We start from the raw sequence: 17161 nt of genomic DNA, 5'->3' as shown, positions 1-17161 counted from the left end.
CAGGGCAAACAGGCGCAGCAAATAGCGAAATTTAAGGGTCGAAATTTTGCTGCACTTATAGTAGCGGTTAGCAAGCTGCATAACAGGAAGTTACGCCCATTTTCTTGACTCCTTCTTCCTAAGCCCCCAACTGAATATTGATAACGCCGGCAATGGCATCGGAGCCGTATTGGGCGGCGGCTCCGTCGCGCAGCACCTCAATGCGCTTGATGGAGGCATTGGGAATGGTATTCAAATCGGTGCCGACCGAGCCCCGGCCCACGGTGCCGTTGATGTTGACCAGCGCCGACGAGTGCCGCCGCTTGCCGTTCACGAGCACCAGCACCTGGTCGGGACCCAGGCCGCGCAACGAAGCCGGATCGACGTGGTCGGTGCCATCGGAAATGGTTTGGCGCGACGACTGGAAGGAAGGAGCCACATAGGTCAGAATCTGCGACACGTCGGTTTGGGCAAACAGCTTGATTTCACGGGCCGAAATAACGTCCACGGGGGCCGTCGTCAGAATATTGGAGCGCCCTTCGGTAGCCCGGGAGCCGGTCACGACCACTTCGCTCAGGTCGGTGGCCGCATCCAGCAGCCGCACGTCGAGAACCGTGCGACCATCTACCGCTACCTGTTGGCTGGCCGCGCCCACGGCCGAAAACACCAGCGTAGCCGCAGCGGGCACCCCGATGCTGTAGCGTCCTTCGCTGTCGGTGGAAGTGCCGTTGGTGGTGCCTTTTTGCAGCACTGTGACGCCCGGCTGCGCCGAGCCGCCCGTGCCGGTTACGCGGCCTGTAACGGTCAGAATCTGGGCACTCGCGCGGCCCGCCAGCGTAAGCAACACGAGTAGCAGCGCGTAGCTGAAGAGTAGGCGTTTTTTCATACAACCAAGAGTATAAGTGGTAAAAAATCGACTCGAAAAAACAAATACGGGTGTTGTATGCTCCATCACAGGGTGCTTCATGCAGCATTTGTTTCAAAGCAACTAAATATAGTACTATACCAATTAAAAAAAGCAAACAATTGCTTATCTACTATAGCTTCCCACCGACTAGGGTATTGCGGTGGTAGAAATACTTTGACAGGCTTCTCTCAACGAGTTGAGCATGATGCAGAACTTTTAAATACGCTCTAAGCTGTGTAAAGAGTAAATAGAGAAAATAGCAGGCTGAGCGCAGTCGAAGTACCTTTACCGCAGTTACCACAGTGGTAACCAGAAGTAGTTTAGCGGGAGAGATGCTTCGACTTTGCTCAGCATGACGTCCAAAGCAGGCAAAATATCCCAGCAGCACTACAGCCCACACCTCCCAGTCAGCTACTCGCACTTCTGGTGCGCATAGCGACTGAATACGTCGAGTGGGCTCAGGTTAAAAACCATCAGCAGCCTACTACCGCCACCATTCGGCGCTGTAGGCACCGTCTTCCACATCCATGCGCTGCCCGGGGCGCGGGAGCAGCAGCGCTGCCGGTACTTGTAGCGCGGCGGCGGCCTGTAGTCGCCCCATGGACTCCGTCCAGCTATGAAAAGCCATGTTGAACGTGCCCCAACGCAAGGGCAGCAAGAGCGCACCCCGCAGCACCAGATGGGCCCTCAGCGCATGCTCGGGTCCCAATGAATATCGGTCCACAGCTCGTCATAAGCCCCGATTTCGAGCATGGTCAGGTCAAACGGACCGTACGCCGCCCCGATTTCCTGGAAGACGGCTTCGTACGGGCCAGAGTCGCCGCCGAAAAAGGCGCGGTGCGTGGGCCCCAGGATGCACTAGGAAGCCCAAAGCGTAGTATCCCGGCTCAGGCAGCGGACGGAGAAATGGCGCGCCGGTGTAGCAACCAAGGTATGCGTGTGGCCCAGCGTTGCTTCCTGCCACCAGTCCAACTCGGTTATCTGCGCGGCCGGCACGCCCCAGCGGCGCAGGTGGCCGCCCACGCCCAGCGGACAAAAAAACGGTACGCCGGTGCGGCCCAGCACCCGAATGGCGTCTTTGTCGAGGTGGTCGTAGTGGTCGTGGGAAAGAATGATGGCATCCAGCGCGGGCAGCTCCGACAGCAGCAGCGGCGCGGGAAACAAGCGCTTGGGCCCCACCACCCCCGACGGCGACGCCCGCAGCCGCCACACCGGGTCGGTCAGGAACCGCTTGCCATCCAGCTCAATCAGCGTGGAGAAGTGTCCGAACCACGTTACGCGGAGCGCGGAGGCCGGCACAGGCGCGGCTAGGGCGGTCACATCGGCCCGAAACGGCCCCAGCGGCTTGCCTGGCTCCCGCTCCTGCTTGCCCTGCAGCCAGTGGCGGGCCATCAGGCCGTAGTCAGCCGACATGCCGGTGGGCACCGTGTTCAGGTATTTCTTGCCGTTGAATTGAGAAGGGTTTTTCATACGCGGAGCCCAGTGAATGTCCTGCTTGTTAGTGCAGGAAGAATTAGCGCTGACTTTAGTGTAACGCACTTGGTGCCCAACAAAAAAGCCGCTTGGCGCACGAAGCGCCAAGCGGCTTTTTCTGGTGTAATCAGTGAAGGGAGCTACTGCAGCTGGTACTCTACATCGAGCCGGACGCGGACCCGAATTTTACGCAGGCTCACGGGCGATGCATTGGCTTCCGGGCTGCTTTCTTCCATGGCAGCAGCAGCAGCCCGCATCTTGTAGGTGGCTGTTTCACGCTCGGCGGCCGGAGTGGCTGCCACCACTTCCTGCACTAGCTGCACCGGACCCAGCTTTGCACCTACCTGCTGAGCCATGTGCTGGGCTTTGGTGCGGGCATCGGCCAGGGCCTTGCTCATCACCTCCAGCCGAAAAGCATCGAGGGGGGCGCTTTCCAGGTTGCTGACCACTACATTATCGGCCCCGCTTTGCACCAGCTTCGGAAGTAGCTCATCCAGCTGGGCTGGCTTGTCGATAATGAGCCGGTACTCCTTGGTCAGCGACACGGTGGTGTTGCCCACCTTCGAAAACCCATTCCAGCCATACGCCGACAGGTTATTGAGGGTGAGCTTTTCGGGCGCAATGCCAAAATCGCGCAGTACGGCCGTTAGGCGCGCCTGTTGCTCTTTAGCCCGCTCGTTGTCCTTCACGTTGTCGGAAACGCGGTACGTGAGCAGCAGTTCGGCCCGCTCCGGCTCCAGATCCTGCCAGGCGGCTCCCCGCACCAGAATCCGGCGCGGCACCACCACCTGAGCTAGTACCGGCCCCAGCATCCAGGCCCAGCAAAAGAGCAGCAGAAGTCCCTTTTTCATAGCCTTAGCCGATGGCCTGCTTCAGATCCTCAATCAGATCTTCCGCGTCCTCTATTCCCACGCTGAGCCGAATCAGCGAGTCGGACAAGCCGGCGGCTTTGCGGGCTTCGGCCGGAATGCTGGCGTGGGTCATCGTGGCGGGGTGGCCCGAGAGGCTTTCCACGCCGCCGAGGCTTTCGGCCAGCGAAAACAGCTGAAATTTCTCCAGCACGGCAATGGCGTCTTCCTTCCGGTCGCCCTGCAATACGAAGGAAATCATGCCGCCGAAGTCGTTCATCTGCTTGGCCGCCACATCGTGGTTGGGGTGGTCGGCAAAGCCGGGCCAGAACACTTTTTCCACCTTGGGATGGGCCTTAAGGTACTCGGCCACTTTGCGGCCGTTTTCGCAGTGGCGCTGCATCCGGATGTGCAGCGTCTTGAGGCCGCGCAGCACCAGGAAGCAGTCCTGGGGGCCGGGCGTGCCGCCGCAGGCATTCTGGAAGAAGCTCAGGCGCTCGTGCAGCTCGTCGTCGTTCACCACCACGGCACCCATCACGGTATCAGAGTGGCCGGCCATGTACTTGGTGAGCGAGTACATCACCATATCGGCACCCAGCTCCAGCGGGGTTTGCAGGTAAGGCGTCGAGAAGGTATTATCGACTACCAGCAGCGCGCCGGCCTTTTTGGCTACGGCCGAGGCGGCGGCAATGTCGATGACGTTGAGCAGCGGGTTAGTCGGCGTTTCGACCCAGATGAGCTTGGTTTTGTCCGTCACCGCCGCTTCCACGGCCGTCATATCGTGCATGGGCACGAAGTGGAATTTGATGCCGTAGGTGGCGTACACTTTCGTAAACAGGCGGTAGGAGCCGCCGTAGAGGTCGTTGGTCGAAATTACCTCGTCGCCGGGCTGCAGCAGCTTCACGATGCAGTCGATGGCGGCCATGCCGGAAGCAAAGGCGAGGCCGTGCTTACCGTTGTCGAGGGCGGCCAGCGCGTCCTGTAACTGGGTGCGGGTGGGGTTGTGGGTACGCGAGTATTCGAAGCCTTTATGGTCGCCGGGCGAGCGTTGCACATAGGTCGAGGTCTGGTAGATAGGCGTCATGATGGCTCCCGTGGTGGGGTCCGGGTGCACGCCGGCGTGGATGGCTTTGGTACCGAATTTCATGGAGTATTCTTTACGGAATCAGAAAACAAGGTGGGCACTCGCAGTGAGAGTACCAAAGGTAAGAAGGCCGGCGAGAGAAAAGTTTTCCTCGCGGCCGCCTTGGGCTGCACGACCAAGGCACCGACGGCAAGGCAGCCTTTCGCTCCCTTCTTTCGTTCTACCTTCGGGCCGGTTACTTCTCGCCAGCCCGTTTGCTTGTCTGCTGCCTATGGCTTTTATCAAAGAGCTTTTCCAAAAAAACCTCTCCACGCTGCTTTCTATGGGCATGCTGGTGGCCATGCCGGTTATCGGCAGCTCGTCGCTCAGCTACCTGCTCTACCGCAACCAAGAGCTATTGCAGCGCCTCTCGCCCACACAAGTACTGCTCTACTTCGTGCTTATTGGCGTCACAATGGCCTTTGCCCTCACTCCTACCACGTTTGTGGCGCTGGTCACGGGCTTTTACTTCGACTGGGTGGGGCTGCCGGGTATGGTGGTGGCCTACGCGCTGGCCGCGCTGGTGGGTTACGAGGTGGCCTCCCGCCTCGACCACGGCAAGATGACTGCCTTTCTGAGTCACTTCCCCAAGGCCGCCGCCGTGATGCGCGAACTAAAAAACGACAGCCTGCAGCTCATCATTCTTACCCGCATTTCGCCGGTACTGCCCTTCGCCCTGATGACCTTTGTGCTGGCCGTAATGCGCATCGACCGACGACGGTTTATGGTGGGTAGCATTCTGGGAATGCTACCGCGCAGCTTGTTTTTTTACTGGCTTGGCACCAAGGCGCAGGACGTATTCCTGCTGGTGCGCAGCCCCGATACCGGCACAGCCGGCAAGCTGCTGCTGATCAGCTTGATTGTCATCTCTCTTTTCGGCCTCTACTACATTTTCAACCGGGCGCTGAAGCGAGCATTGGGTAGAAGCACAACAGATAAAGAAATTTATTAAAACTGACTTTCAGCGTTTTGCGCGCCCTGGAAGTCTTTTTTAGGAATAATTCTTTCGCCTGGCTTGCGTCCCGTGATTTTTTGCCCCTATCTTTGCACCTCCTAAACGGGAAAGATGGTTGTGTAGCTCAATTGGATAGAGCATCTGACTACGAATCAGAAGGTTTAAGGTTCGACTCCTTACACGACCACAGAGTACTTCTGAAACACCCTGCAAGTCAATCACTTGCAGGGTGTTTACGTTTATAGGTAAAACAACTGCAGGTTTCTCCTTAGTGTGACGAAGTCAGCGGCCTGTTTGCTCGTTGTACATTTAACCCTAAGCCGGCTCTGTTAGGGCAGTCCAAAGCGATGCCTGAATAATCTTCTCAATAGCTACTCATTCCACACTGCTACCTGTTTCCGAAGGTCTGTAAGTGAGCCCATGAGAGTAAGCGCGGTTACAATGACTAATGCTGTTTTCATGATTGGGGTCTCGGCGTAGAAAACGTTAAGCCCTAAGAACATCGAACCCTCAACCAGTTCAACTGGTCCCACGAAGCCCTTGACTGCCTGCTAGCTGGCGGGAACATTCAGGAAGGCGACGTGCCGACTTGGTTCTGGTCCTTTCGGCCACTGCTAGCGGAAGCGCTGCAGCTAGCAGCTTTACCCAAATGCCCCACACTTTCTGGTGCTCCCCAGTGGGGCCGCGCTGTCGGCGTAAGGAAACGGCCTCAACCGAACGGCACTTGCATCTTAACGCTAGAGCCCTGCCGCCGCAACGCGTCTGCTCAGGCCCTGACTGGAATCAGCGGGGTACGAGCGTTTCAAAAACTAGCTTGTTCCAGCAGCAAAAAGCGCCCCCACCGGTGGGGCGGGGGCGCTTTCACGGAGCTAAAGGCCGCGGTTACTGTCCTTTGTAGCGCAGCCGCCACACGGTGCCGCCCGCGTCGTCGGCAATCAGCATGGAGCCGTCGGCGCCTTGCACGAGCCCGAGGGGGCGCCCAAAAACCTGTGGCGTCCCGGTTTGACCAGGGTTGACGTGCCAGCCGGTCACGAAGTTTTCGTAACCGCCCACCGGGGTGCCCTGAGCGTTCATGCGCACCCGCACCACTTTGTAGCCCGTCCCGATTTTGCGGTTCCAGGAGCCCCGGATGGCCACGAAGGCGTCGTTGCGGTACTCGGCGGGGAAGGTCGTGCCGCGATAAAACAGGACCCCGATGGCCGTTTCGTGGGCCTTAAACAGCACCGAGGGCGTGAGCGTGGAGGCCGTGAGCGGGCTGGTGGCTGTCACGCGTGGGTCCAGTAGGTTAGGAGCCAAGTAGGCAAAAGGGTAGCCGTAGAAGCCGCCCTGACGCACAGCCGTGAGGTAGTCCGGTACCAGCTCGTCGCCCAGGCCGTCGCGCTCGATGCAGGTAGACCACAGCTGATTCGTCACCGGGCTGATGGCCAGGCCCTGCGGGTTGCGGATGCCGGCCGCGTAAGTGACCCGGCCCGTGCCGTCCAGGTTGTATTCCTCAATCGTGGCCCGGCGGGGGCTGTCTTCCGGGCCGTGGTCGACGGCCGAGCCGATGCCGACGTAGAGCTTGTTGGTGCCGATGACCAGCGCGCGGGCCGGATGCTGCCCGCCCCCCAACAGCGGGGCCACCATGGTGGGGGCGCCGGTAGCCTTGGTCTGGCCCGACGTATACGGGTAGCGCAAAAGAGCACCGGTCGACGTGACGTAGAAGAAATTGTCTTTGAAGGCCATGCCGTAGGGCACGAAGAGCATGCCGCCCACGTCCCAGACAAACGTTTCGTCGACGGCGCCGTCGTTGTTGGTGTCGCGCAGGACGCTAATCTGGTTCATGCCGCTTTGAGCCACGAAGATGTCGCCATTCGGGGCCACGGCCAGCGCGCGGGCATTGGGGACTTTGGCGAACAGGTTAATGGCAAATCCCTGCGGCACCTGAAAGCGGGCCCCGGCCGGCTGTTCCATGAGCACCTGCGGCCAGTTAACGGCCGAGGCCGTGGGGTCGGGGGCCGGCAGGTCGCTGAGGCGCACGGTAACGTTGGGCGCGCTGATGACGTCGGTCGGCTGGTCGGCGTTCGTCAGGTCGGGCTCTTTCGGGTCGTTGTCGTTGTCGTTGTTGCAGGCCGCCAGGCCCAGCAACAGGGCGGCGGCGAGGAAGTAGTTTCGCATGGCATGGGACGACAAGGTAGGCGTGAAAAACAACTATCTAGTGCCCGGCCTCCTCTCCTTGAACTGAAACAACCTTCGCCGGTAAGGCTTGCTTAGGTCAGCTTGCGTACGCTGGCTGGCAGGAGAAAGTTGCCGGCATTTCCGCCTGATAACCTGAGTTTTACGGTCTGCGCTAGGCGGGCCCACCCGGGTGCCCGGCAGCCAGCTGCGGGGCCGCTACAGTTATGATTCCGCCCCACCGTCTGTCCCTGATTTTCTCGCTCGGGCAACCACCCACGCTGACCACGCTGGTCGCCCTGCTGCGCGAAAACCAACCGGAACACTCAGCCCCGAACCTCACCAGGGCATCATCTCCGGCATGGAGGAGGCGTGGCGGTAAGGCAAGCAAATAGGTCGACCGCTGGGAACCACGGAAGACAAGGCCGCCTCTCTGAAAAAGTATGCGGCTGTGCCCAGGTAGCTACTTCGCTGGTCCTGGAAGACGGCGCGCCCGTATTAGTGGGCTGCGGCCGGCAGCCCGAACTGGCCCATTTTTTCCTCCACCGTGTTACTTCGCTTATGACCCTCGCCCTCCGCCCCGTGACCCCGGCCAGCCTGGCCACGCTGCTGCCCCTGATGGCCGCTTTCTACCAGCACTTCGGCTACGCTCACAACCCCGCCGCGCAGCAGGCGCTGGCCGCCGAGTTTGTGGCGCACCCGGAGTGGGGGGCGCTGTATCTGCTGGACGATGCCAGCCAGGCCGTAGGCTACGTGGCCATCACTTACGGCTTTACGTTTGAGCGGGGAGGCCGCTATGCCCTCGTAGATGAGCTCTACGTGCGCGGCGTGGCCCGGGGCCGGGGCGTGGGCCGCGCCGCGCTACAGCTGTTGCAACACCTGGCGCAGTCCGCGGGCCTGGTGGCCTTATACCTGCAAACCGAGCCGTACAATGCCCGCGCCCAGCAGCTCTACGAGTCGGTGGGCTTTGTGGACGACGGGCGGCGCAACCTAGCCTGGCTTAGCGGGGTGGTTCCGGTGAAGGCGTGAGTTCTCGTATCACCGCTGATTGAGCCAGTAGATGGTTGGCCTTGATTAAAAGTTTAGTCTAAAAGTCGCGTTTGACGAGCAGGAACTACGCAGGTTCTTGCTCCCCTCAAGTTGTGGTGCTAGCCGCGGGGAAGCCATCAAGTGTCGGTCAAGCTGAGTAAGCCCTGCGAGCTAAAAAGCCGAACCGGATAGGCCCGACCCATTCAGCCCCCGCTCAAACGGGCGGACACTGTAGCGTTGTCCGATTGTTGCGGGAGCATTCAAGAGACTCTTCTTCCAACGGAGCGGATTCACCCGCTCCCCTCGTCGCGGCGCGCTCGGGCCTGGGCGGGACGGCGGAGGCAACGGGCCAGCGGTTTCAAGTTGTTAGCTCCATACGTTTTGTCACACTTGGCCGGTGCGGTTGTATCAGGGATAATTCCGCACGGTGCGGAAGGCTGAACAACCCCAACATGAACCGTTTCCGCACGGGCATTACCTATGCCTACCGCCGCAACATTGGCTGGCAAGACCGCACCATTCGAACCCTACTGGGTGTCGGCGCCACTGCCGGCGCCGTGTACTTTTTCCAGCGCAACACTCCGGCCGCGCTGGTACTGGCCTTATTCGCCCTGGCCCAATTCGGGACGGTGTTTTCGGCCCGGTGCATCATCTGCTATTTCGCCGGCCAATGCACCATTGACCGCCGGGAAAAAAGCCGCCTGCACGCCCAAGGCGTGCCGTACGAAACCCAACCCGCCTAAGGCCATGAAACAGCTACTTCAGACCACCCACACCCTCCAGGCCCCTCCCCACAAGGTGTGGGCCGCCATCAGCCAAGCAACCGGGGTCCACGAGTGGCTGCCCGTGATAACCGCCTGCCGGGTGGAGGGCAACCAGCGGATTTGCGCCACCGCGCAGGGCGAGATGCACGAAACCATTCTGCGCGTGGACCACGACCACCGCCTGTTTCGGTACGCCATCGACCAGCAGCCGCTGCTGCCAGTGGAGAACTTCGTAGGCACGATGCAGGTGCGGCCCCACGGCGACCACACGCTGCTGCTCTGGGACGGGGAGTTTTCCATGCCCGACGAATCACAGTTTGCGATGGTCAGGCAAGCCCTCGAAGGCCTGTACGCGGCCGGGGCCCAGGGACTGGAACGCATTTCCCAATGAAACAAATACTTAGCTCCATCGCCCTGTTGTTAGCGGGGTGTTTTTCAACCACCTCCCGCCCCGTGAACCCCACCGGTAATGCCCACCGCTTTGCGGCAGACTATTCGAGCTTCCAGATGAACATTGAGGCCGCGGGCATCGACCGGATTCCGGCGGCGCACTGGGCGCACGACACGCTGGTGGTGGACTATGCGTACTTTTCCGAAGGCGAGCAGCGGCAGGGCCGGATGTCGCTGGTGTGGCAGCCGCCAGCCAACCGCTTCGAAGGAACGTGGCGCACCCAGGCCGACAACGGGAACGTGTACCAGGGCCCCTTGTACCTGGTGTTCCAGGAAAACGGCGAGGCCACCGGTCAGTACATCTTTCTGGGCACGCCCTATCGCATCACTCTTTTCCTTGCTGCCCCAACAGCCCGCTCAATCCGTTTCGCGGCGCCGCGTACGACGACGCGCTGGACCTCAACTTGATTGCCCGGGCCCTGGCCGGCGACCACCAGAGCCTGAGCGACTTAGTGAAAATACACCAGCCCTACATCTACAACGTGGCGCTGAAAATGCTCAACCACGTGGCCGATGCCGAGGACCTCACCCAGGAGATATTGGTGAAGCTGGTCACGAGCCTCTCGCTATACAACCCCGTTAAAGGCCGCTTCCGGACGTGGCTGTACCGGATAACCTTCAACCACTTTCTCAACCTGAAAAAACAGCCCTACGAACAGGCAGTGCCCAGCTTCGAGGTGCTTTTTTCGTACATTGACAACACGCCCGACGCGGTCCTCACCCCAGACGAAGAACAGGACCTGTAGCTGGCAATCGAGGAAAGCAAGGTAGCGTGTCTGGCCGGCATGCTCATGTGCCTGGAACGCGAACAGCGGCTGGTGTACATCGTGGGCGAGGTGTTTGAAATTGACCACCAACTCGCCAGCGAGATTTTTGCGGTATCGCCCGCCAATTTCCGCCAGAAGCTCTCCCGGGCCCGCAAAGACCTCTACCAATGGATGCACAACCACTGCGGCCTGGTCAACAAGGATAATCCGTGCCGGTGCCCCAAAAAGACCAAAGGATTTATCCAGAACGGCTGGGTGAACCCGGTGAACCTGAAATGGCACCGCCACTACACGCACACCATCCACGAACTCGCGCAGCAGAACCTGGAAGCCGTGCTGCTGGACGTGGACGACCTCTACGCCCGGCTCTACCAAGACCACCCCTTCAAATTACCGCAAACCAGCCAAGACATCATCGAAGCCGTCATTGGCAACGACAATTTGCGCGAGACATTTAAGCTGACCCGCGAATAATTCCGCGCTGAGCGCCCGCTTACTGCCGCACCCAAGGGTGCCGGTGCCGCAAGCCACGCCCCCCTGCTCTACTTCGAAACGCTTAGCGTGTGAGCTGGTCCCGTTGGAAAGCCCTGGCCCACCGCCTGGCCCGGCCAAACGCGGCCGGTGGCCCCGACGGCACCTTCCCGCCCGAACTGGAGCAGAAGCTGGGCCACCTGATTCGCTAGGCTGGCCATTCCGACCCGGCGGCGACCTAGACGGCTTACATGAACGCCGCCAGCGCGGCCACCAAGCGGGCAATTTCCGGCCCCATCTCTTCCGGAAAAAAGTGCTTGGACGGCAGCTGGTGCACCTGCGGGAGGTGGGCCGCCTGCTGCACCATTTTGCCGAAGTGCTCGAAGTCGAGGAGCGGGTCTTCCGCACCCCAGATGGCCTGCACGGGGTAGGGCGGCTGGTCGACGGCGCGCTGGAGCAGGTCCTGCAGCTCCTGGGAGTGGTCGAAGTGGCGCATGATTTTTAGGAAGGCCTTGCCCCCGTCGGCGCGCTTGAGCAGGTCGACGTAGGCATACACTTCCTCTTTGGGCAGGTCTTCGATATGGCTCACGCCCATGGCTTTAAACAGCAGATACCACGTGGGGTGCTGCAAGGTGAGCAGCTCGGCCTCGCCCAGCACCGGCAGCTCGAAGGGGCGCATGGGCAGCGGCTTCTTAAAATTCACCACGTCAAAGAACATGTTGAGGATGGTGAGCGAGCGGATGCGCGCGGGGTGCTCGGCGGCCAGGGCCAGCCCGATGGCTCCGCCGATGTCATGCACGACCAAGTGATAGCCGTCCTGCAGGCCCAGGGCCTCGGTGGCGCGGTGCAGGAAGCGGGCAAAGCCGCGGAAGGTGTAGTCGAAGTCCTCGGGCCGGTCCGACAGGCCAAGCCCCGGCATATCCACGGCAATGCCGCGCAGGCCCTGGGCTTCGAGGCTGCGCAGCATTTTGCGAAACAGGTAGGAGGATGTGGGCACGCCGTGAAGGCAGAGCACGGGCTCGCCCTGCCCGTAGTCGAGGGCGAAGGTGCGCACGCCGTCCACGTCGAAATAGCGGCCGGAGGCTTCGTGGCGGGCAATTATCTGGTCTACGGTGGTAGTGCTCATCAGTAAGTCGGAAAAAGCCGGTTGATGGAGTTAGACTTTGGGCAAATCGGGTCGCAGGGGCGTGTCCAAGTTCAGGCCCTGCTCCTGCTGGGCCTCGGGTGAGGAGCCGGCGGGCGGCACGCCCAGGGCCAGCTGCGCCGCGCGCCAGCCCAGCTTCACGTCGGCCCAGGCGTGGCCGGGGGCCTCGTGGCCGTAGGCGCGGTAGCGGCCGGGCGGCACCGGCCCCTTGGCTTCTACAGCCTCGCGGATGGCGACGGCCCACTGGTCGAACTGCGCCATAAACGGGTCGTCCTGCACCATATCTTCGGCCTGGTCGTCGGCGTACTTCTTGCCGTAGCCGGTTTCGGCGTACTGCCACAACTGGTCGGGCACTTCCACGCCGCCGTAGCGGCACTGCCACACCAGGGGCGCGTAGGTGTCGCGCATGTTTTCGAAGGGCTCCTGCGCGGGGTCGAAGTAGGCTTTGTGGCGCAGGATTTTGGGGCGGCCCGCCGCGTCCAGCTCGTCGCCCCCGCCGTCGCCGTAGCAGAAGAAGGCGGCCGTGCGCCCTTCCAGGTGGTTGAGGCTGAGGTTTTCCCATTCCGGCGTGTGTTCCAGGGCCATGGCCTTTTCGGGGTTTTTGTGGTCGATGAGGCGCTCGTCCGGGTTGCCGCCGTTCATGCACACCAGCCTATCAAACATCAGCTTGAGCGTGGACGAAGGCCCGTACCAGTTCACCGGCCCGATGATGCACCAAGCATCGGCTTGGTCGAGGCGGCTGTACAGGTCCAGGTTCCACATCAGGTCGGGTTCGCGCAGGCTGTTTTTCTCATAACAATTGCAGGGCCACACGCACAGAGCCATGCTGGTGCTCACGCAGGCGTTGCAGCTCTGGATTTTGGGGCGACCGTACACGTTGCCCAGGTCTTCGGTGTCGATGTCCCAGGTGGCGGGCAGGCGGTCGGCCAGGCGGTTAAGCAGGGTGCGGGCCTTGCTGTCCACGCCGGGGCAGTTGTACTCGCGGCGGTTGGAGCCGGCAAGGAGCAGCACGCGCAGGCGATGCGGTGGAGTGGGGAGAGCAGTCTGATCAGCTGGGGTGGCCATGTGGGCGAAGGAATAAGGTGAGGTGTTAGCGCGTAAGAAAGATGGCCTGGGACCGGACCAGCGTGCGGGGCGGGCAAATAGGCCGGGCTTTTACTGGTACGCGGCCGGACGGGACGGGGTCGGAACAAAACGGAGTTTTGTCGGGTGGCCGACAACTCAAGCGAGAAGGCTACCGGGTTAGCCAGGTTGGGGCGTCAGGTTCGTGCCAATCCCGGTATTTGGTGCAGCTTTGTTGGCTAGTTTATCCATCCTCAGGCTTTCCCTCCCGCCCATGTCCACTCCCCTCGTTTCTCCCCTGGCCGCCGATGCCAACCCCGAAGTCGCGCAGCTAGCTACTTTCTTCAACGAAACCCTGGGCTTCTGCCCCAACAGCGTACTCACCATGCAGCACCGCCCGGCCGTGGCTACAGCCTTTATTGAGCTGAACAAGGCCGTAATGGCCAACCACGGCCGCGTGACCAGCGCCCTGAAGCGGCTCATCGGCTACCTCAGCAGCCACGCGGCCGGCTGCCAGTACTGCCAGGCCCACACCATTCTGGCGGCCGAGCGCTACGGCGCCGAGCAGGAGCAACTCGACCATATCTGGGAGTTTGCCACCCACCCCGCGTTCAGCCCGGCCGAGCGGGCGGCGTTGGCCTTTACCGTGGCCGCCTCAGCCGTACCCAACGCCGTAAACGACTCCCTTAGCGACGAGTTGCGGGCGCATTGGAACGAGGGTGAAATCGTGGAAATTCTGGGCGTGGTGAGCCTTTTCGGGTTTCTCAACCGCTGGAACGACTCGATGGGCACTACCCTGGAAGACGGGGCGGTGGCCGCCGGCCGGCAGCACTTGGCCGGCCGGGGCTGGTCGCCTGGGAAGCATGCCTGAACCGGGGCCTGAAGTGGCGAGCAGATTGTTGAGTACGGCCGATAATCGGGCAGATTATCGCCAAAAAAGACGCGGCCGCCCGGCTGCGTCTCGGGCCCCAGCGTATGCAGGCAGATGGTTACCCGTCGCTTTGTGTTATCCTCCCTCGCCCTGGTCACTGTCACCGCGGCCCTGCCCATTTCCCTGTCCGCCATGAGTTCTGCTCCCATCCGTCCCAAGCTGCTGATTTTCGACGTCAACGAAACCCTGCTTGACCTAGGCCAGCTGCAGCAGGCCGTCAACCAGGAATTCAAGTCCGAAACGGCCTTCAAGCAGTGGTTTGCGCTGCTGCTCCAGTATTCGCTGGTCGATACCGTGACTGGCAGCTACCACAACTTCGGGCAGATTGGCGACGCGGCCCTCGACATGCTGGCCCAAGCCCTGGGCCAGCCAGCGCGCCCGGCCGCCCGCAAAAAAGAGCTGCTCACCCTCATCACTGAGCTGCCCCCGCACCCCGACGTTATTCCCGGTCTCACGGCGCTGCAGAAGGCGGGCTTCCGCATGGTCACGCTCACCAACTCGCCCGATGCCACGGTGCAGAAGCAGATGGCCTACGCCGGCCTCACCGGCTTTTTTGAGCAGCTGCTCAGCATCGATTCGCTCAAGCGCTACAAGCCCCACCCCGACACCTACCGCACCACCTGCGAGCGGCTGAAGGTGGCCCCCGCCCAGACCATGCTGGTAGCCGCCCACGGCTGGGACACGGCCGGGGCCCAGCTGGCGGGCCTGCAGGCCGCGTTCATTGCCCGCCCGGGTCAGCAAATCTACCCGCTGGCCCCCGCGCCTGCCCTCACTGGCCCCACCCTGCCCGACATCGCCCATCAGCTGTTAGGCTGAGCCCGCTGGGCCAAAAAGCCTGCCGGGCCCGGAATAGCTACCTTGCGGCCATGAACAACCGCCTGCTCCTACCCCTGGCCACGCTCGTGCTGGCCCTGCCCCTGGCCAGCCGCGCCCAATCGGCTCCAGCCCGTACGGCCGCCCCACTGGCCGTGGGCACCGTGGCCCCGGCTTTCAAGGGCGTCGATGCCGCCGGCCGGCCCGTAGAGCTGAAGCAGCTGCTGAAAAAGGGGCCGGTGGTGCTCTACTTCTACCGGGGCCAGTGGTGCCCCTACTGCAACAAGCAACTCAGCCAGCTGCAGGACTCTCTGCAGCTGCTCACGGCCAAAGGGGCGCAGGTGGTGGTGATAACGCCCGAAACCCAGGAGAATATCGGCAAGACTGTAGAGAAGACCAAGGCAGCCTTCCCCATCGTGCAGGACCTAGGATTCGTCATCATGACGGCCTACCACACGGCCGTCACCGTGGACCCGGCCACCGTGCTCAAGTACAAGGGCTTCGGAGTCGATTTGCAGAAAGCCAACGCGTCTGCTGATGACGTACTGCCCGTGCCGGCCACCTACGTCATTGGCCGCGATGGCCGCATCAAGTTCGCCTACTTCAACCCCGACTACAGCCAACGCGTGTCGGTGCGCCGGGTAGCCGCCGCGCTCTAAGCCCGCCCTACTGCATCTTAAAAGCCACAGCGAGCACTGCTTGTATCCGCATACTGCTTCTTGCCTTGCGTACTGCTCCTACACACAGCAGCTTATCCAGATGCTGCCTTCTGCAACAGCCACGAGTGCTCTAAGTACGTTGTTCAGGAAGATTTCGCATATATTTTATTAGCCTTCTTGACTTTTCGGTATTGGCTGTTGAGGGTTTGCCGGGCGTCTGCGACCGTGAATTGCCACTGGATTTTGACGCTCTGGGCCTGGCGCTCCCGACTCCAGCAATAGACCTGGTAGGCCAGTTGGGCCTGGGTGGGGATGCGCCGTTTCAGGCACTGGCGGCTCAGGGCCGAGAAGTCGAGTTCAATCTGGTTGAGCCAGGAGCCGCACTTGGGCGTGTAGTACACCTCGAACCGGTCAGCCAGGCGCTGGGCCAGGGCGGCAGGCAGACAGTCGTAAAAGGTGCTTAGGGCGTGGGTGTTGAGGTTGTCCTGCACGAGCCGGATTTTTTCAGCCTGGGGGTAGCGGGCGGCCAGTCGCTGCATGAACTGGGTGTACTCGCGCTTGGTACGCTGGGCCCGCACCTGGTAGAGGCGCTGGCCCGTGAGCGGCTCGACGGCGGCCAGCACGCAGCAACTGCCGTGCTTGGTGTACGCGTAATGCTCCTTGGCGGGTTTGCCCGGCTGCGGGGCCAGGCCCGCGACCACGTCGCCGAGCAAAAAGCAGGGGCGCTCGTCGAAGCAGACCACGGGAAAGCGCGGCTCGTAGGGGCGGGCGTAGAGGGCGAGCAGCGCTTCGAGGCGCTGCAGGTACTGGCCGCTGACCTGGCCGATGCACCACTGGCGCTTCAACTGGGGCTGGAGCGCGTTTTTTTAAGAATGGCGTGGGCCGACGCCGCCGAGACCTGGCGGCAGTAGCCCAGTTCGACGGCCTTGCCCGCCAGTAGGCGCAAGGACCACTGGCTGCGCCCGTCGGGGGCTTTGCTACAGGCCAGGGCCGTGAGTTTGGCCCGCTCGTCCCCCGTGATTTGCAGGGGCCGGCCGCTGCGGGGCTGGTCGGCGAGGACGGCCAGGCCCTCGGCAGCAAAGCGTTGCGCCCAGCCCGACACGGTGCTGTACTTCACGCCCACCTGCCGGGCCACCGCACAATAGCTCTGCCCGGCGTGCAGGGCCAGCAGCGCCGTGGCCCGGCGGTACGCTTTCACGGCTACGGTGCCGCGCGTGGTCAATTCCGTCAGGTGCGCTTCTTGCGCCGAAGTCAGGGTAACGTGGGATTTCTGCATGCCCAAATATAACCCGTAATTTACTGAACAGTGTACGTAACTCTACTTTGGCAGGTTAAGGGGCGTGCGGCCGGGGGTGCTTGGGGGTATTAGCTCGTGCCCGCTGGTGCACGGCAGCCAGTAAGGCATCATCTTGGTGGAGTAGGTTTTGTAGGTTTTGCAGCTTTTGCGCCAGAATGAGCTTAAGGCTGGCGAAAGACAAGTTAGGCAGGGCCTCCCGTTCGCGCAGCTGCGTGTCGAGCAGCAAGTGCAGGGCCATCGTCGTCAGGGCCACGTGGTGCTGCCAGGCAGGCCAGGAGCGCGTTTGGTTCTGGTGCAGGCCCAGTTGCTGCTTGGCTTCCTGAAATACGCGTTCA

19 protein-coding genes, 1 tRNA gene and 2 pseudogenes are annotated in these 17161 nt (G+C 61.7%); 11 read left to right on the top strand and 11 right to left on the bottom strand.

Features of this window, described 5'->3' with window-relative positions:
• Nucleotides 1-118: 118 nt before the first annotated feature.
• The 5 genes and pseudogenes from E5J99_RS19845 to E5J99_RS19820 form a co-directional block, all read right to left on the bottom strand.
• Nucleotides 119-865, bottom strand: coding sequence for a TonB-dependent receptor (locus E5J99_RS19845; protein WP_135499555.1), 747 nt, complete (start codon nt 863-865; stop codon nt 119-121).
• Between the two features lie 505 nt (nt 866-1370).
• On the bottom strand, nt 1371-1610 hold the full coding sequence (locus tag E5J99_RS19840) for a hypothetical protein (protein WP_135499554.1): 240 nt from the start codon (nt 1608-1610) through the stop codon (nt 1371-1373).
• Nucleotides 1574-2278 (bottom strand): annotated as a pseudogene (locus E5J99_RS19830) (MBL fold metallo-hydrolase). The gene E5J99_RS19840 and the pseudogene E5J99_RS19830 overlap by 37 nt, the downstream one beginning before the upstream one ends.
• A 221-nt stretch (nt 2279-2499) precedes the next feature.
• The gene (locus E5J99_RS19825; RefSeq protein ID WP_135499552.1) at nt 2500-3210 is read right to left on the bottom strand and encodes an SIMPL domain-containing protein; all 711 of its coding nucleotides are present in this window, start codon (nt 3208-3210) and stop codon (nt 2500-2502) included.
• 4 nt (nt 3211-3214) lie between these two features.
• A complete protein-coding gene (locus E5J99_RS19820) occupies nt 3215-4354 on the bottom strand; it encodes a cystathionine gamma-synthase (RefSeq protein WP_135499551.1) in 1140 nt (379 codons plus the stop codon).
• Nucleotides 4355-4562: 208 nt separating this feature from the next.
• On the opposite strand from E5J99_RS19820, the gene E5J99_RS19815 reads away from it, so the two are divergent.
• Both E5J99_RS19815 and E5J99_RS19810 read left to right on the top strand, forming a co-directional pair.
• Entirely contained in the window at nt 4563-5282 is a 720-nt protein-coding gene (locus tag E5J99_RS19815; RefSeq protein WP_135499550.1) for a TVP38/TMEM64 family protein, read from the top strand.
• A gap of 116 nt (nt 5283-5398) precedes the next feature.
• Nucleotides 5399-5472 (top strand) — tRNA-Arg (locus tag E5J99_RS19810).
• A gap of 695 nt (nt 5473-6167) precedes the next feature.
• Here the strand turns inward: E5J99_RS19810 and E5J99_RS19805 are convergent.
• A complete protein-coding gene (locus E5J99_RS19805) occupies nt 6168-7442 on the bottom strand; it encodes a PQQ-dependent sugar dehydrogenase (protein WP_135499549.1) in 1275 nt (424 codons plus the stop codon).
• Nucleotides 7443-8000: 558 nt separating this feature from the next.
• Between E5J99_RS19805 and E5J99_RS19800 the strand changes: the two genes are divergently transcribed.
• The 6 genes from E5J99_RS19800 to E5J99_RS19785 all read left to right on the top strand — a co-directional run bounded on the left by E5J99_RS19800 (nt 8001) and on the right by E5J99_RS19785 (nt 10923).
• Nucleotides 8001-8468 carry a GNAT family N-acetyltransferase gene (locus E5J99_RS19800; protein WP_135499548.1) on the top strand — a complete coding sequence of 156 codons (468 nt, stop codon included), beginning with the start codon at nt 8001-8003 and terminating at the stop codon, nt 8466-8468.
• 452 nt (nt 8469-8920) lie between these two features.
• Nucleotides 8921-9211: a YgaP-like transmembrane domain gene (locus tag E5J99_RS21485; protein WP_167852252.1), complete on the top strand. Its 291-nt coding sequence runs from the start codon at nt 8921-8923 to the stop codon at nt 9209-9211.
• A gap of 4 nt (nt 9212-9215) precedes the next feature.
• The gene (locus tag E5J99_RS21480) at nt 9216-9623 is read left to right on the top strand and encodes an SRPBCC family protein (RefSeq protein WP_167852251.1); all 408 of its coding nucleotides are present in this window, start codon (nt 9216-9218) and stop codon (nt 9621-9623) included.
• Nucleotides 9620-10090, top strand: coding sequence for a hypothetical protein (locus tag E5J99_RS21475; RefSeq protein WP_167852250.1), 471 nt, complete (start codon nt 9620-9622; stop codon nt 10088-10090). Before E5J99_RS21480 ends, E5J99_RS21475 begins: the two co-directional genes overlap by 4 nt.
• Complete coding sequence (locus E5J99_RS21470; protein ID WP_167852249.1) at nt 10087-10428, top strand: RNA polymerase sigma factor; 342 nt, start codon at nt 10087-10089, stop codon at nt 10426-10428. The genes E5J99_RS21475 and E5J99_RS21470 overlap by 4 nt, the downstream gene beginning before the upstream one ends.
• 45 nt (nt 10429-10473) lie before the next feature.
• Nucleotides 10474-10923, top strand: coding sequence for a hypothetical protein (locus E5J99_RS19785; RefSeq protein ID WP_135499545.1), 450 nt, complete (start codon nt 10474-10476; stop codon nt 10921-10923).
• A 244-nt stretch (nt 10924-11167) separates the two neighbouring features.
• Here E5J99_RS19785 and E5J99_RS19780 read toward each other — a convergent pair whose 3' ends face one another.
• Together E5J99_RS19780 and E5J99_RS19775 are read right to left on the bottom strand one after the other, a co-directional pair.
• Nucleotides 11168-12046: an alpha/beta fold hydrolase gene (locus E5J99_RS19780; RefSeq protein ID WP_135499544.1), complete on the bottom strand. Its 879-nt coding sequence runs from the start codon at nt 12044-12046 to the stop codon at nt 11168-11170.
• A 30-nt stretch (nt 12047-12076) separates the two neighbouring features.
• Nucleotides 12077-13129 (bottom strand): NAD(P)H-dependent oxidoreductase, encoded by a 1053-nt coding sequence (locus E5J99_RS19775; RefSeq protein WP_135499543.1) that lies wholly within the window; start codon nt 13127-13129, stop codon nt 12077-12079.
• A 271-nt stretch (nt 13130-13400) separates the two neighbouring features.
• Here E5J99_RS19775 and E5J99_RS19770 point away from each other — a divergent pair, with 271 nt between their 5' ends.
• The 3 genes from E5J99_RS19770 to E5J99_RS19760 all read left to right on the top strand — a co-directional run bounded on the left by E5J99_RS19770 (nt 13401) and on the right by E5J99_RS19760 (nt 15529).
• Nucleotides 13401-13997 (top strand): carboxymuconolactone decarboxylase family protein, encoded by a 597-nt coding sequence (locus E5J99_RS19770; RefSeq protein WP_135499542.1) that lies wholly within the window; start codon nt 13401-13403, stop codon nt 13995-13997.
• Between the two features lie 192 nt (nt 13998-14189).
• On the top strand, nt 14190-14873 hold the full coding sequence (locus tag E5J99_RS19765) for a haloacid dehalogenase type II (protein ID WP_135499541.1): 684 nt from the start codon (nt 14190-14192) through the stop codon (nt 14871-14873).
• Between the two features lie 50 nt (nt 14874-14923).
• Entirely contained in the window at nt 14924-15529 is a 606-nt protein-coding gene (locus E5J99_RS19760; RefSeq protein WP_135499540.1) for a peroxiredoxin-like family protein, read from the top strand.
• 143 nt (nt 15530-15672) lie between these two features.
• Here E5J99_RS19760 and E5J99_RS19755 read toward each other — a convergent pair whose 3' ends face one another.
• From E5J99_RS19755 to E5J99_RS21465, 3 genes and pseudogenes are all read right to left on the bottom strand, one after another.
• On the bottom strand, nt 15673-16374 hold the full coding sequence (locus E5J99_RS19755; RefSeq protein ID WP_135499539.1) for an IS630 family transposase: 702 nt from the start codon (nt 16372-16374) through the stop codon (nt 15673-15675).
• The gene (locus E5J99_RS19750) at nt 16371-16805 is read right to left on the bottom strand and encodes a helix-turn-helix domain-containing protein (RefSeq protein WP_135499538.1); all 435 of its coding nucleotides are present in this window, start codon (nt 16803-16805) and stop codon (nt 16371-16373) included. Before E5J99_RS19750 ends, E5J99_RS19755 begins: the two co-directional genes overlap by 4 nt.
• 55 nt (nt 16806-16860) lie before the next feature.
• Nucleotides 16861-17161: pseudogene (locus E5J99_RS21465) on the bottom strand (hypothetical protein); the annotation flags it as partial.

The sequence above is a fragment of the Hymenobacter elongatus genome (assembly GCF_004745955.1).
GTDB classification, from domain to species: Bacteria; Bacteroidota; Bacteroidia; order Cytophagales; family Hymenobacteraceae; genus Hymenobacter; species Hymenobacter elongatus.
Note: the sequence above shows the minus strand (reverse complement) of the source record. Positions and strands in the feature narration are given on the sequence as shown.